This is a genomic window from Microbulbifer epialgicus, from assembly GCF_041447265.1.
GTDB lineage: Bacteria > Pseudomonadota > Gammaproteobacteria > Pseudomonadales > Cellvibrionaceae > Microbulbifer > Microbulbifer epialgicus.
This window is the reverse complement of sequence record NZ_JBGMEK010000004.1, coordinates 28,369-43,473: the sequence shown is the minus strand read 5'-3', so window position 1 is coordinate 43,473 and position 15,105 is coordinate 28,369. Positions and strand designations below refer to the sequence as shown.

Genomic DNA, 15,105 nt, shown 5'->3' with positions numbered 1-15,105 from the left:
CACCAGTGTCACAATATTATCTTTTCAAATGGGTGCATTTGTTATTTTTCTACGTCGCTGGCGCTCGACGTGTATTTGTAACAGTTAACTGGTCATCTGATCAGTCATCTTTGAATTAAACTCATGAAAAATTATCCATTGATTGATCAGTAATTTCTGGTTAGTATTTTCTATTCATTTATAAAAGCAATTTTAACAATAAAATAAATTAGAATTGTGGTCTAATCACATTCTCTACCACCACAATGAATGACATATTAACTTTAAACTCGTCCTCTATGTTTAAGATACTGTGCTTAAGTTGTATATTTATGATAGATGCTGCGGCGCAGGAACTGTCCAATCAAGATCAAAAATACGAAACCATTGTAGTTTATGGGGATAAGATTCAGCGCAGTTTTCTTGACACGACATCCAGTGTACAGGTGTTAAATAAGGATGTAATGGCTAATAGATCGGACCAAACGGCTCTGGATTTATTGCGATTTTCAGCTAATGTCAGTGCCTCTCCAGATGGAGAGGGTTTCTCTATTCGGGGTATAAAAAGTGGCGGGGTGACCACGGACGATGGAAGTGCCCTCTCAACGGTGGTTGTCGATGACATACCCGTAGTATATGGAATTAACAGTGATGGCCTGTCCGTATGGGATATAGAGCAGATTGAACTCTGGCGTGGACCACGGTCGACAATTCAGGGACGCAATACCCTTGCAGGGGCCTTGATATTACATTCAAAAGATCCAACCAATCAGGCCGAGGGCGCAGCTCGTGTAAAAGTAGGGGGGTACAACACCCATCAGTTAGCGGTAATGCAAAACACACCTCTTTTGGAAGACGAATTAGCATTGCGTATTGCAATGGAAGAACGTTACACGGATGGTTTTCTAAAAAATACCACCCGAAATGAAGAGGACTGGGATCGTCGCGAGTCAAAACTGATTCGCACGAAATTAAGCTATAAACCCAAAGACTGGCCCAGGCTCTCCGCACTACTGAGCTTAATGCACTCACAGCAGGAATATGGAGATGACCGTGTGCGTAGCGCAGATCCGTTTTTGCGCCAGGCAGATGATAATTTTCGTGCATTCAGGGATTATAAACGTACCGGTATCAGTGCAAAAATCGATCTAGAATTAAATGGTGGCTGGATAGCCAGAAGTATCACAGGCTACTCTGACCTCGATAAGGTATATAAGTTTGATGCGGACTTTGGCCCTACACCCCAAGGTGCGGCAAATTGGCCAGAATTTGAGCAAAGTGTAAATCAGGAAGTTCATTTTCAATACCAGGATGACTCTTTCCAGGCGATTACCGGGATCTATTTTAGCCGTGCAGATGTGGATCAACAAAAGATTTCCGAGCAACCTTTCCTGGCATCGCAGGTGGGTTTGGGGGATTTAGCATCACTAATCCCCTATCTAACAATAGATTTGAATTTAGCACTTAAACGTGAAACAGAGGCGGCTGCATGGTTTGGACATATCGACTATGCGTTATCTGATAACTGGTCGATTCAGACAGGGTTGCGATGGGATTATCATCAGTCAAAACGACATATTGACAATCAGTTTAATATACTGACAGATGTTGATGCGCTTGTAGATGGCAAAACCATAGAATTTCAAAATAGAGTAGTTACGATTAATTCATTGACGAAACCATTTATTTTGAGCGCATTGGGGTTACCTTATCAGAGCTTTAACGAGGCATCTTTAAACTTCTCCAGGCAGGCATCAACCGATCTTCTCGGCAATGAGCAAGATAATGTTTGGTTGCCGAAATTGGCTCTGATTTATCACGATAATGAATGGAGTACTGGATTAAGTTATACCAAAGGATATCGGCGCAGCGGAGTTTCCGTTAACATTGTACGCGGTAGCATAAGTCAGTATGAGCCCGAATTTACTGATAATTTTGAACTATTCTATCGCGCACAATGGCGGGATCAGAGCATTGGATTAAATGCTAATCTATTTTATGTACGATGGCGTGACCAGCAGGTGTTAACACGGCTCTCAGATAACGAATATGATAGTCAGGTTGAAAACGCCGGTCGCTCTCACTTGAAAGGGGGGGAACTGGAATTTCAGTTTAGGCCAAAATCATGGCCAGAATTTTCTGCCTGGGGAAGTATTGGCTATGTTAAAACGGGGTTTGAGCGTTTTAAGGATTCCATGGGTACAGATTACCAGGGCAATGAGTTTCCGGAAGCGCCTCGCCTCAGTACTGCTTTAGGTTTGGAGTATCGAAGTTCTAACGGCTTTATCATTGAAACTGATATAAGCTATCGCAGCTATGGTTATGCTGGCGTGGCGAATGAATTACGTTCGGATAGCCGTGCAATTGTAGGACTTGTTTTTGGTGTTGATAAGCCGAACTGGGCTATTAATTTATCGATACAAAATCTATTTGATCGAGAGTATATATCGCGTCCCAATGTTTGGGGAGATGCCTTTTATGCCACTAGAGTCGGAGAACCCAGGGTAGTGAGCATAAATAGTGAATATCGCTGGTAAAGCAAAAATGCGCACTATAGGCTTCACAAGGGGTAATATTATCGGTATTAACCCGATAATATTATTTGAAGTGCTAGTAGTACAGCTCAAGGGAAGACGTTTATTAGACTCTGATCAATCTAAATCGCAAAGGTTTACAAAAAAATCGACGGGAAGGAAGGATCAGTTTTCTTATAGAGCTAAGTATCCAAAGAGATCTTCGTATAGACTAAAATATTTTTTACTGTCTCTATTTTTGTTGACCAACAGTTATACTGAATATGCTCATGCGAGTGCTGCCCAAAAGATTGATGAAGTTGGGCTGAAATATGATATGGAGTGTGTCAAAATATCGAGCCTGGATCAGCCATTAAACCTGCACCCATATCTATACCATCATGAGGATGCGAGCCGCAGTCTTAAGGCCCCATGGAATGATAGAACGCTACCCTTTAAACGCGTTAACTCTCAAGAGTTCCATCATCGGTTTGATCAGATTGATAGTGATCACTGGGTAAAATTTTGCCTCACTAATGAAACTGAAGTGATTCAGGAATTCATAGTGACCTTTGGTCCAGCAATGATATCAGAGGTTGACTTTCATCCCCTTCAGGACAACCAGCCAGCCTTCTATACGGGTCATAGAAAACCCTACGATACAAGAGACCTGAGAGATCCAGCTTATAGTTTTAAATTGGTTGTGAGACCAGGTGAAACCTCATACTATTTTGTCAGGTTGTTTCTCGAGCGTTCATTTTTTTTTACTACTTTATGGGACTTGCATAGCTATCTGGATTTTAAAGCTGAGTTCGATGGTATGTGGGGAATATTCTTCGGTATATTTCTAGCTTTAGCTCTCTATAATACGATTTTATTTATTGCCATTCCTCAAAAGTCAGTATTGCTCTATATATTATTTAGCTCCAGCTTGTTTTTTTTAATGGCATCTTTTGATGGGAGGATTTCAGAGTATATATTGCCTAACCATCCCTCCCTGCTATATTGGTTGGAGATGTTTCTCTATTATATTACTAATTTCCTCGGCATGCTTTTTTTGCGCACCTTTCTTAATTTATACAAATATCCATGGCTTGATAAAATTGGATGGTTGGCTGCGATAGTATTTTCTGTATGGGTGATATTGACTGCAATTACAGACCATAAACAATTAATTGTCGTAAGCTCCATATATGCGATATTTGGTATAATTTACGCTTTGAGCGCGGGTTTTTATACGCTATTTAAGGGCGCATTGGAAGCGAGGTATTACCTAACTGCGCAAGTTCCACTCATTATAACAGTGGCTGATCGAACGCTTTATAATATGGACATAACGTCTTTTTATATTGTGCCCTTTCGACCAGAAGCTGGACTTTGTTGTTCTATGATTTTGCTGGCATTCGGTGTGGGCCGTATGATTTTTCATGATAAGGAACTGGCGCAAAAAGAAGCTATACGGCAGGCCGAAATTAGCAATCGATTGAAGAGTAATTATAATACGCAGCTGGAAAAAGAAATTGAAGAAAATACGACTGAAATTCGTGCGATGAATTCCAGTTTAGAGCGTCAGGCAAAACAGCTAGTGGAACTGGATAATATAAAATCCAACTTCTTCGCCAATATCAGTCATGAATTCAGAACGCCGCTGACTCTGATTCAAGGTCCTTTAAAAGGACTGTTGGAAAAGGAGGGTTTTAAGGAAAAAGCGGTCGTTGCCGGTGCTATCCGCAATTCTCAACAACTGCAACGGTTGATTGATCAGATTTTGATGCTGAGCCAATTTGATAATAGCAGTGTTCGACTTCAGACCAGTAAATATGATTTAGTTGAAGAACTGCGTTTTCAGACATCTCAGTTTTTAAGTCTGGCACAGAGAGAACATATAACCCTAAGCTTTACCAGTTTAGAGGATAATCTGGAAGTCTACTTCGATTATGACAAGCTCCAGATGATCATTAATAATTTATTGAGTAATGCGATAAAATTCACTCCAGAAAAGGGCGAAGTTCGTGTTGAGCTATCTCGGTTTCCTTCTGGATCTGCTTGGATCGATCCATCAGAAGAGGATTATCCGACAGATCGTTATGCTCAGATTGTCATAGAAGATACCGGGCGAGGAATTCCATCGCGAGATTTACCCCATATCTTTGATCGCTATTTTCAGTCATCCGATCCATCTTTCAGTAAAAAAGTCTATCCGGGGTCTGGTATCGGCCTGGCGTTGGTTAAGGAATTGATTGATTTGCATATCGGTCAAATTGATGTGAATAGCACTCAAGGGCAGGGAACCAAGTTTACGATATTACTTCCCCTAGGCCGCACTCATTTACATACTTCTGAAATCGTTGCTACAGAGGACGAAGCTAAAGATCATGACCTTTCCAATTGGGCACCTGTAAATGATCAACTCATTTTGAACGATCATAAGGACAACAAAGTTCTTATTGTCGATGACAACCGTGATATGCGCGATTACCTCAGGAGCCTATTGCAAGATGAATATGAAGTTATAGAGGCGTGTGATGGCTTCGATGCAGAAATAATGATGGAGCAACATTGCCCTTCCATTGTCGTCACTGATCTTATGATGCCTGAGCGAGATGGCTTAGCGTTTATTCGTTCGATTAAAGCTAATGACAAGTTTATCGCAACCCCGATAATTATGCTCACTGCCAAGGCGAGTCAGGAAGACAAGTTAATAGGGCTAAAGGCTGCGGCTGATGACTACTTAGCTAAACCTTTTGACGCGCAGGAGTTAAAACTACGACTTCAAAACCTGCTACAAAAGAGACAACAAATGCGGGCTTTCTATGGCGAAAGTGAAAATACACGCCATACAAACCCCTCCACCGACTTTTATGACATTGGGACCGAAAAGGCAGATGAATCAACCTCAGAAGTTGGGGTGATTCAAAAGATGCGTGCAATAGTTGAGGCTAATATTGGGGATGAAAATTTTGGTGTTGAGCAATTAAGTAAAGCGATGTTTATCAGCACTGCAACATTGCGTCGCCGATTGGCCCAAGCCTCTGGCTTCACGCCATCAGGTTTTATCCGTCAATGTCGTCTGGAGAAAGCACGTCAGCTTTCCTTAGAGGGTAATATCAGAACTATCTCAGAGCTGGCCTATTCAGTTGGCTTTAGCCATGCTGGCTACTTTTCACGCATCTATAAGAAAACGTTTAATGAACTGCCATTAGTGAATGTACAAGTAGTGAATAAGACCGAAGAAATGATTTAGGCCTTATGAAATCTTTCTGTGTGTTAATTTCACTTTAAGGTTAAATAAGGTCGGCGAGTGTCTAAATCTAAATGGGAGTGTCCATACATAAGCTAGCCTAATTAATTAGAGGGGCGTATAAAGTATGAATGATTGGTAATGGGAGTGATCACTTTATAGGCCAAATTAAATCCGTATCAGCGTATGGTGTGTTATATATTTAATCTCACTTTCTATACTAAAAAGGGGGAGGGAAAGAATACACTGTGCTATGAGGCATGGATGCCGATTACGAGCTTACAAGGATGTGTTCACAGCGTGTCACGAGTGCAGTGTATTCTTTCCTTCTGACCCAGTAGTAAATATTTATCAGAATCAATTCCCTACCTAGATATCCCTTTCAAACTGATTAAAAAGTAAGCATGGCAAGCTGCTAGAGTATAGTGATTTTCGATTAACAGATAACCATTCACAACAGAGTCTTCCGTGGGTGTTAGTCGAACATTCTTGATAACTGATGGCAGCTAAGCCGGCTTGCATCTGATCAGACATGTAAAATAGGTTGATCTTACTCGGCCACGCCCTGATCCCATTGTAGCACTGGCACTGAACAATCAAATATTGTCACTCACGCATCAAATCTAAGAATAGTGCTTTTTACACCGATTTTTGGTTTCTATAATCCACATCACATCGATAGAACAGGCGATTTGATTGAAAGATAGACCAAACGGTACAACTTAATGTCGTAATCATTACTCAGATCTAAGTGACTATATAGCAACCAGTTCCACCTCAAATAGAGGAACAGTGAGAGAGAGGAAAGTCAAACAGTCTTTAATAACCCTGAGACTTAAACCCCAAGTTTTAGGAACCGAGAATGACATTTAAATGGTGAGATATGCTCGATTTAATCGTGCCCTAATGAATTGGTACGGTTGTTTAAGTCAGCGGCTAGAATATTAAAGCCGTTAACAAATGTATTACTTGCATAACCGTGACACGATATTTAATAAAAAGAGGGAAGGAAAGAATACACAGCGCTCGGGACCGTATGTGGCATGGTTGCTGATTATGAGCTTACAAGGATGTATTCACTGCGCGCCTTTAGTGCACTGTATTATTTCCCTCTGATCCAGTAGTAAGTAATGATATGAGCCCATTTAGCAAGTGGTTGAATGGAACAATATCCAATAAATGGTAAGTATAAAAGATACAAGTAAAAACGGACAGCAAGAATTCCGTTTATCCATGGGATTTTAAGAGGTGTAGATACTAACTACGGGATTAAAGAGATATGTTTATAGTATATCTTGATAGAGATGTGTTCTTTACTATACAACATGATAATAGAACACACATCCAATTTAGCTTATTAGAGCATTGTAAACACACGAAACATAATAATATGTGTGAGATTTATGTTTAGGAGATATCCCATGCAGCGTATACTAATAATGGATAGCTGTGATTCAAACCTTAGTCATATATCTGAGATATTGAAAGCTGCATTAGAGAATGTTGAGCTTATACAAGCAAAGACATTGTTGGACGGGGTTAAAAATATCTCTAATCAATACTTTAGTTTGGTGTTACTTAACCTTAACTTTCCAGATGGTTCGGGATTTAAGTTAATTGGGGAGATAAAATCCAATTATCCACAAACACATTGTATAGTAACAACTCTATTTAGTGATCATAACAATATCTTCTCGGCTCTATCTGCCGGGGCTTATGGCTATATATTGCTGAATGAGTCTTTTCAACATTTAGTTGAGCATGTTCAAGGTATCCCGCGTGGAGTTCCGCCTCTGTCCCCGACTGTAGCTAGGATAATAATAAAATATTTTAAATCGCGAAGTGAGATAAAAGATCACGAAAATACCGAGATATGTATGCTTACACGACGGGAGCGGGATGTATTGCAATTGCTGTCTGAAGGGTGTAGCAGGAAAAAAATTGCAACGAATATCAATGTATCAGTTCATACTGCAGCGGACTATTTAAAGTCCATTTACCGAAAACTGGATGTATCCTCCAGCGCCGAGGCCACAAGAAAAGCCATAAAAACAGGCCTGGTTCAATAAATAACTGCATATTGTGATATAAATTAATTTAACACTAAAATTATTATGGCTTCTTATAAAAATGTAATTTCTTTGTTGTTAAATGCCCTGATTTTCTTTGGCATATTGATTGCTGCTGATTGTAATCTTGATACTTCTCTATTTCATTTTTTATTGCCTGTATTGATCGGGCTGCTACTACTAAACGCTGTCTATTACCACTATTACTATTCAACAAATAAAAATATTAACGAAGCTATTGTGACACACGTTGCAAAATATCTTCCAGATTTTGTGCAAAAACTCACGGAATGCAAAACGAGTGATGATTGTACGAAAAAGTGGAAATTGTTTTTACAAGCTATTTACAGTCCCGTTTCGATTGAAACAGTAGAAGATTTTACGTCTGAAGTAGGCTTAAACCAGCGTGATTCAACCCTGGTTGTTCCCGCCTTGAAAGATCACTATGTACTAAAGCTAAAATACCCTGATTCAGACAGGCGCACCTTTAGTAACGTTGATGTTACCATGATAAAGCTGCTACTGAAATTACTGAAAAATATAGTCGCGTTAAAAAATGAATCGAGTCTTCGCATATGTCATGAAAGAGAACGAATTATGCGTGACTTACATGATGATGTGGCCGCTCGATTATTAACGATAGTGCATAGTCAAAGCCTTACTAATAGTATTGAAAATGCTCAGATAGCTTTAAAATCCCTGAGGGAAGTTATCTATAGTATAGACTGTGGGCATATTGCGCATCTCAGCGACATGCTTAGTGACTGTGTGGAAGAGCTGACAATCAGGCTACGAAGTGCCAATATTATTGTAGAAATCCATGGCCAAAAGATACCAGCGCACATAGAGTTAAGTAACAGAGAAAATATTAATTTAAAGAGAATTCTCTCCGAGGCCACCTCAAATATAATCCGGCATGCATCTGCTTCTCACGCACGCATTGAGTATTTTATAAAAAATGACATGTTAAATATTAATATGTCAGACAATGGCAAACAAAACGAGCTGGATCAATGGATACCTGGTAAGGGACTCGTCAATATTCGCAAGAGATCAGCTGAAATTAACGCTCAATTATCTTGGCACAAATCTAAATTTTGGCAAAAAGGAACCTGTTTTAGTTTAACCCTTCCATTGAATATTGCGACCTAGCCAATATAACATTAAATTAAAAAATATACAAGGACAAAAAATGAGGGCAGGATTAATTTTAGAAGATCACAGTCCAACACGAAAACTATTATTTGATATAATGAAAACTGCATTTAATGAAATAAATTTATTACAGGCAGTTACAATTTCTCAGGCCAAAAAACAAGTCAAAGCCAAGGGTCCAGATATTGCTGTAGTTGATATCAACCTGCCAGATGGATCTGGACTTGAGTTCGTAAAATATATAACAGAAACTTACTCTGAAACTTACTGCATAGTAACATCCGTACTGGATGATGAGCGTAGTATCATTGGTGCCCTGGAGGCTGGAGCCAAGGGCTATATTCTAAAGGATGAAAGCCGCGATAATCTCTTAAAACATTTTAAGGATATCAATAAAGGCAAGCCTCCGTTATCACCGGCAGTCTGTCGAAAGCTAGTACGCTGGTTTAACAATAATAACCTCCCTATTTTCTATCCTACCTGAATACCCCCTAAATGTGGGGTATTAATTACGTAAACCAGCATTACAATAAGATCTAGTAATATTAGTTATTGGCTATAGTTTCAGGAAAGGTTACTAATGTCTAAATACTTTCTGTCCATTTGAAAGCATAAAACACAAATATCAATTTTATAAAGAAAAGTATAACATAATGAATGATACTCCTGTTGCAGAAATCTCTGGCGTTTTAGCTGACACCAATACTTCAATGAATGATCTAATAGCATTATCAAATGATGCCTCAAATCCAGATTTGTATATCGAATATAATGAAATTATAAATGAGATGATCATTTATAGTACGCTGAACTGTTTTACGATTGCAGGAGGGGATGAATCAAAGCTCAATGAAGAATATGTATATTCTATTCCTGAAACAATTAACAACCTTACGATATATGCGTTAAATCTCGAGATACTGGGAAATATAAAGTTATCTTCCGCAAAAAAAATAAAAATCTTTTGTAAAAATATAATTGTACCCAAAGATAGCAAAGCAGTAATTGATATTACACCAGATATAGAAGGCGACATTCAGGAAGTTAAAAAGCTAAAGAAAAGCTTTAATGTTTTATTAGAAAATAAAGTTAAAGATGGTAAAGCAATAATAGATGGAAGTAATGGAAAAAATGGCGATGACATTATCAGGGATAGTAATTTAAAGAAAAAGTATAGTTTTAACACGAAAAAAGGTAAAACTTTTAGTGGTCGAGGAGAGAATGCAGGAGATATTGCTATCTATAGCGATAAAATAGATTTAGAAAGCACGTTGCTTGTCAAAGCGGAGGGGAGCATAGGGTATCCAGGATTCGATGGACAAGATGGTGCTACCGGAGACTATGGTGATAAAGAGGAATGTAAAGTACATGAAAAAGTTATCAATATTAAATATGGAATACGTCGGTATTCGGTAGTACAAACTAAGGCACCTACTCGTGGATATCCTGGTGGTGCCGGTGGTTGTGGTGGTACTGGGGGGACAGGCGGCAATGGTGGCAATGTAAAGATTATGTGGAACACGATTGAAAACCGAAACAATCTTATTGTCAATGTCGCGGGCGGTTCTCCTGGTGAAATTGGAACCCCAGGTAAAGGAGGTAACGGTGGCCAAGGCGGTTTATATCATACCGGTAGGAATGGCATGACCGTTTTGTTTGATCCTAAAAGTGGTAATCGAGCGAAAAATGGCCCTATTGGTCCGAAGGGGGAGCATGCCTATCCTGGAGAGAATGGAAAAGATGGAAGCCTTACTCTACGAGCTAATTCGGATAGAAGTCAGTTTGGGGAAATGGCAGATGTACTTTTTATGCAAAAAGTACTACAAAAAATAAAATATCGGTATGCTTTATGTGATCCTTTATTGCTGAACATGGAAAGTTCAAAAATAGCTAAAAATAAATTGTGGGTAGATGTAGGTGAACACCTTAACTGGTTTAGTGAAGTTCTCGGTAGATTTACTGGAGGCGAATCAGGAGTTAAAGAAGCATATAACCATTTATTACATGAAGCCAGTTCGTTAAATATTAATCATAAAAAGAATATCTCGCTTTATGGCGATAAGTCGAATGAAGTATCACGTATAAGGCTAGAATTATTAAGAAATAATTTTGAAAAAAATGAAAGACATCGACAAGATATGGAGCGCCGCTATCTTGGACTGGTTACTGAATATAAAAAAAATAAGGAGGTACAATATGAAAAAGATAGAGATGAAGAGGTTTTTAAAAATAAGGTAAATGCTTATAGTGAAATTATTGATGACTATTTCAAAAAACTTGATGATCAAGAAGTTTTAGTAGAGAAAACATTTAAAGAATTACAGGCGGCCATTAACATTCTTAAAGATGTAGAAATGGAAATTGGAAAAGCTATTGAAGCTTCATTTAATTTTTCTCTAGATAAACTATGCAAAGGTCTAGAAATGCTCGCCTTTACCGGTATCACTGGTGGGGCAGGAGCCGCAATGTTTGGTATTCAGGCTGCCAATATTATTAATACCGGTGTTAGTACAATTAAGGATAAATCAGGTCGAGATATACCTAAAAACTATGTTATTGGTACGGTGAAGCAGTATAGTATTGACATACTGAAAAATGCTATCAGTGATGTTACAAATTATGATGGTAGCTATGACCGGGGAAATATAACCGCAATACTGACTGATGTAACGGCCATAGATCAAGAGATAGAAAATATTAAGGGCAGTCTTTCGGATAATGAACACATTGTGACACAAGCAAAAAAAGCACTCTCCGTCGTCGTCGATAAATGTAAATCTCATAGCCGGGAGATTGTTACCTATAATGCTTATCTCGCTAATTTTAACGATCTTTTTAAGGAGAGGGATGATGCAGAAGAAATATTGGAAAAATTAGAAGCTAAACCCGATCAAGTTACACCATATGAGAATAGTGTTGTTACAGAATACACCTTTATATATCAAAGCATGGTGCAACGCTGCCTAAGAGATTTGTATCGTATAAATAGAAAGTACTATTACCTTACCTTTAATAATTTTTTGGGGGAAGCACTGATTGATGCTGAGAATGATAACTTTCTGTATGGAGGCACTGAAACTCAGAAGAGTTTTACCGAACTGGTCGATATCTATGAAAGAATAATAGAAAAGAATTTTTCATCGGATGCCAAGGAGAGTAGAGATTTCCACCCGATATGCCGCCAAAATGAGAGAAGTTTAATACACATTAGTATTAATGAATACCAGCATCCAGAATTACTGAAGGAATTTAAGGAAACGGGAAAGATTACATTTAAGACAATATCTGAAAATAGACAGGCGGCCGAGAATGAAGTGGTGGTTAAAAATACAAAAAACAAATATAACATCCGAATTTCACATATTATCCCTAGGATAATTGGTGCTAGTTGTCACTCTGCAGATGGCGGTTTTATCAATATAAAGATTAAACATAATGGTCATAGTACTTTTGAATCTGTACCTAAGTTATTTACCAGCAATGATTATACATTTAAGCATCCACCTGTGGAGGCACAGTTGGATCACCCTCAAGATGTAAAAAGAGAAGGAAATACTGATGACGACCTAGGTAGAGGTCAGATGGGGCAGCTTGATGGTGCAGCGCACGATCCTGTTGGCCTCTATGCAAACTGGACTATAGAGGTTGAGAGCGGCGAAGATCCAGATGCGGAAAACTTTCTATTAGATCTTTCCGAAGTCACCGATTTAAAGATAAATTTTAGAGGATTTGCCATGTTAATGAATGGATAATTTATTCAATAATTGGTTGCCCATAAATACATTGAAGCGGCCATACTATATTGATAGTTTACCTAAGTTTTAATACCTACTTCCGATAACAATCAAACCTAAAATGAGGAAATAATGATGAACATACCAACATTAGATTTTAACAATAAATTCCGAGACGAAGCTAAAAGATTTTGGGGGGATCTACAGAATAATCCATACATAACTCTATATTACCATGTCTATAGTATGGAGCTGCTAAAAGAGTTCGGACCATCCGATGAGCGGTATGAAGATCAGCTTCAGTCTGTTATTAAAGATACGCTAAAATATAACACCACCCTGGATGCAATTAGTGAGACATTTACTGAAACTGTCGAAAATGATATCAGTTTTTGGCGAGGACGTTATTGGTTACACGGTAGCGGGGATGAGCGATACCTTTTAAACATTGCTAAAGACAAGCGCGGAAATATAACACTCTTTTGCAATGAAGTCATACCAAAATCCAACTGGGTATTTGAGAATAATATATTAAGGTTTAACGGTGAAAAAATTTCTGGAAATCTGGTATTTGAACTGCCGGGGAGAAATGTGATAGAACAATTGGATATTGATGCATTTTGGGAAATGCTTAATGAGAAAAAATGCCGGTTACCCAAGTGTAACGGCAACATAAAAATCGAGAACGATAGAGAATTAAATGTTTTTGGTAAAAAGGATACTTATAGCCGAGAAGGCGCACTGAATGAGTTTAGATCGGACTCTCCGGAATTTTGGTCCGGAATCTATGATTTAAAATTTACTGACAAAAAAACTGATGAAGTAATAGAGCTTACTTTTGTTGGCTGTGAAATTAGTGGAGATAACGAAATACATATTGCAGTTAATGGTCGGGTAATAGACGGTGCAGTATACTATAATAATATCGTATTGTTTAAATATGACAGCAATGATATATTTCTTAAGTTTAAAAAAACACATGATAACCTTATAAAAATATCCGGTTACTGGAAGAATGGTAACGTAGAACGTTATATTTATGGCTCTCAAACAGAGAGCTTTAGTTATCAATTTGACAAGAAAAACAGTCCAGTCAACAAATTTTTTGAATTAGCATCTGAGTCGCTGACAATTAATACAACTCAAGAAGATTTTAACAATCATGAATTTTCTATCGGAGGTAGATTTAGCTCATTCCAGCTGAAGTCTAATGCAGGGGCTGATGAATACAGTTGGTCAAGAGTCGAAGGAGAGTTACCCGAAGGACTTTACCTCATGTCTGATGGGTTAATATCTGGAGGTATAGTCGAATCCGCTGGCGCAGGAGATTATAGTGTTAAATTTGGCATAAAACGGAAGAATGATATTGATGATAGTAATTTTATAGTAGAGAAAAAATTTGTAATTAAAGTAAGAGAAAAACTCAGCATTAAGGATCAAGAACTAATTTTTGAAATCCAGGAGAACGTCAATTATCAGTTTCAACTATTAGGCGCCGACAATGATCAGGAAATTAAATGGAGTTGGAAAGAAAACAGTGGAACATTAATAGATAATAATGAGTTGACAACTAACGTCATTCACGGTCTTACCTTGAATGATGAAGAGGGGAGAATCACCGGTACCATTTTAGGGGATCCAGGGCAATATCAGGTTGATGTTGCTGTTAAAAATGGCCCTAGAAACGTGAATAATATATTTGATTTAAAAATCACAACAATTACGCTTACGATACCGGAAATAATAGGTATAATTTCAGGGAGTGTTTTAGCTACAATTCTTACCGCAGCGGGACTTGGATTTACTATATACCAATATAGAAAACAGAACAATATAGATAATGGTAAGTACAACCTATATAAATTTGAATCAACAAGACGAATGACAAATTTACAAGATGATTTTTTTACTGAAGAGGGTATGGATGGCACTTATATAGATGTGTTAGAGGGTGCATTTCTTACCATAGATCATGCGAGGAAGTTTGTGAAGCATAATCATCATGCATATGATGAGGTTTCGAAAATGCACAATGCAGAGAAGAATAGATTTATAAAATGGTATAAAAATCGTAAGGCTGATCTGAAAGAACGGATAACTCAGGCGGAAGAAAAAGACGCTACAGACGCTGTTGATAAATTAAATAATGCAAAGAAGGAATTAAAAAGATTTAAAGAAAGTTACTTGAATGACCAAGAAAATTTAGATGATATAGAATCCGCGAGCGAATCAGTAAGCGAATCAGTAAGCGAATCAGTAAGCGAATCAGTAAGCGAATCAGTAAGCGAGTAAGAGACTATTTTGTAACTAGAAAGCACCCATATAAAAGAAGTAACGGTTTTAATTTGTTCCAAATCATGCACATTGGGTTCAATTTTTATCCAAAATCAATCGGATTTAATTGTAGGTAGCTA

The 15,105-nt window shown here is 38.1% G+C and carries 7 protein-coding genes; all 7 read left to right on the top strand.

Annotated features, from left to right (window positions below):
• The first annotated feature begins 311 nt into the window (after nt 1-311).
• The 7 genes from ACCI49_RS03230 to ACCI49_RS03200 all read left to right on the top strand — a co-directional run bounded on the left by ACCI49_RS03230 (nt 312) and on the right by ACCI49_RS03200 (nt 14,983).
• A complete protein-coding gene (locus ACCI49_RS03230) occupies nt 312-2,516 on the top strand; it encodes a TonB-dependent receptor (RefSeq protein ID WP_371837539.1) in 2,205 nt (734 codons plus the stop codon).
• The gene (locus tag ACCI49_RS03225) at nt 2,500-5,736 is read left to right on the top strand and encodes a 7TM diverse intracellular signaling domain-containing protein (RefSeq protein WP_371837538.1); all 3,237 of its coding nucleotides are present in this window, start codon (nt 2,500-2,502) and stop codon (nt 5,734-5,736) included. The genes ACCI49_RS03230 and ACCI49_RS03225 overlap by 17 nt, the downstream gene beginning before the upstream one ends.
• A 1,418-nt stretch (nt 5,737-7,154) precedes the next feature.
• Nucleotides 7,155-7,802, top strand: a complete 648-nt coding sequence (locus ACCI49_RS03220; RefSeq protein ID WP_371837537.1) for a response regulator transcription factor — start codon at nt 7,155-7,157, stop codon at nt 7,800-7,802.
• 45 nt (nt 7,803-7,847) lie between these two features.
• A complete protein-coding gene (locus ACCI49_RS03215; RefSeq protein ID WP_371837536.1) occupies nt 7,848-8,954 on the top strand; it encodes a sensor histidine kinase in 1,107 nt (368 codons plus the stop codon).
• 40 nt (nt 8,955-8,994) lie between these two features.
• Nucleotides 8,995-9,441 (top strand): response regulator, encoded by a 447-nt coding sequence (locus ACCI49_RS03210; RefSeq protein WP_371837535.1) that lies wholly within the window; start codon nt 8,995-8,997, stop codon nt 9,439-9,441.
• A 169-nt stretch (nt 9,442-9,610) separates the two neighbouring features.
• Nucleotides 9,611-12,709, top strand: coding sequence for a hypothetical protein (locus ACCI49_RS03205; RefSeq protein WP_371837534.1), 3,099 nt, complete (start codon nt 9,611-9,613; stop codon nt 12,707-12,709).
• 117 nt (nt 12,710-12,826) lie between these two features.
• Nucleotides 12,827-14,983 carry an Ig domain-containing protein gene (locus tag ACCI49_RS03200; protein ID WP_371837533.1) on the top strand — a complete coding sequence of 719 codons (2,157 nt, stop codon included), beginning with the start codon at nt 12,827-12,829 and terminating at the stop codon, nt 14,981-14,983.
• Nucleotides 14,984-15,105: the final 122 nt, after the last annotated feature.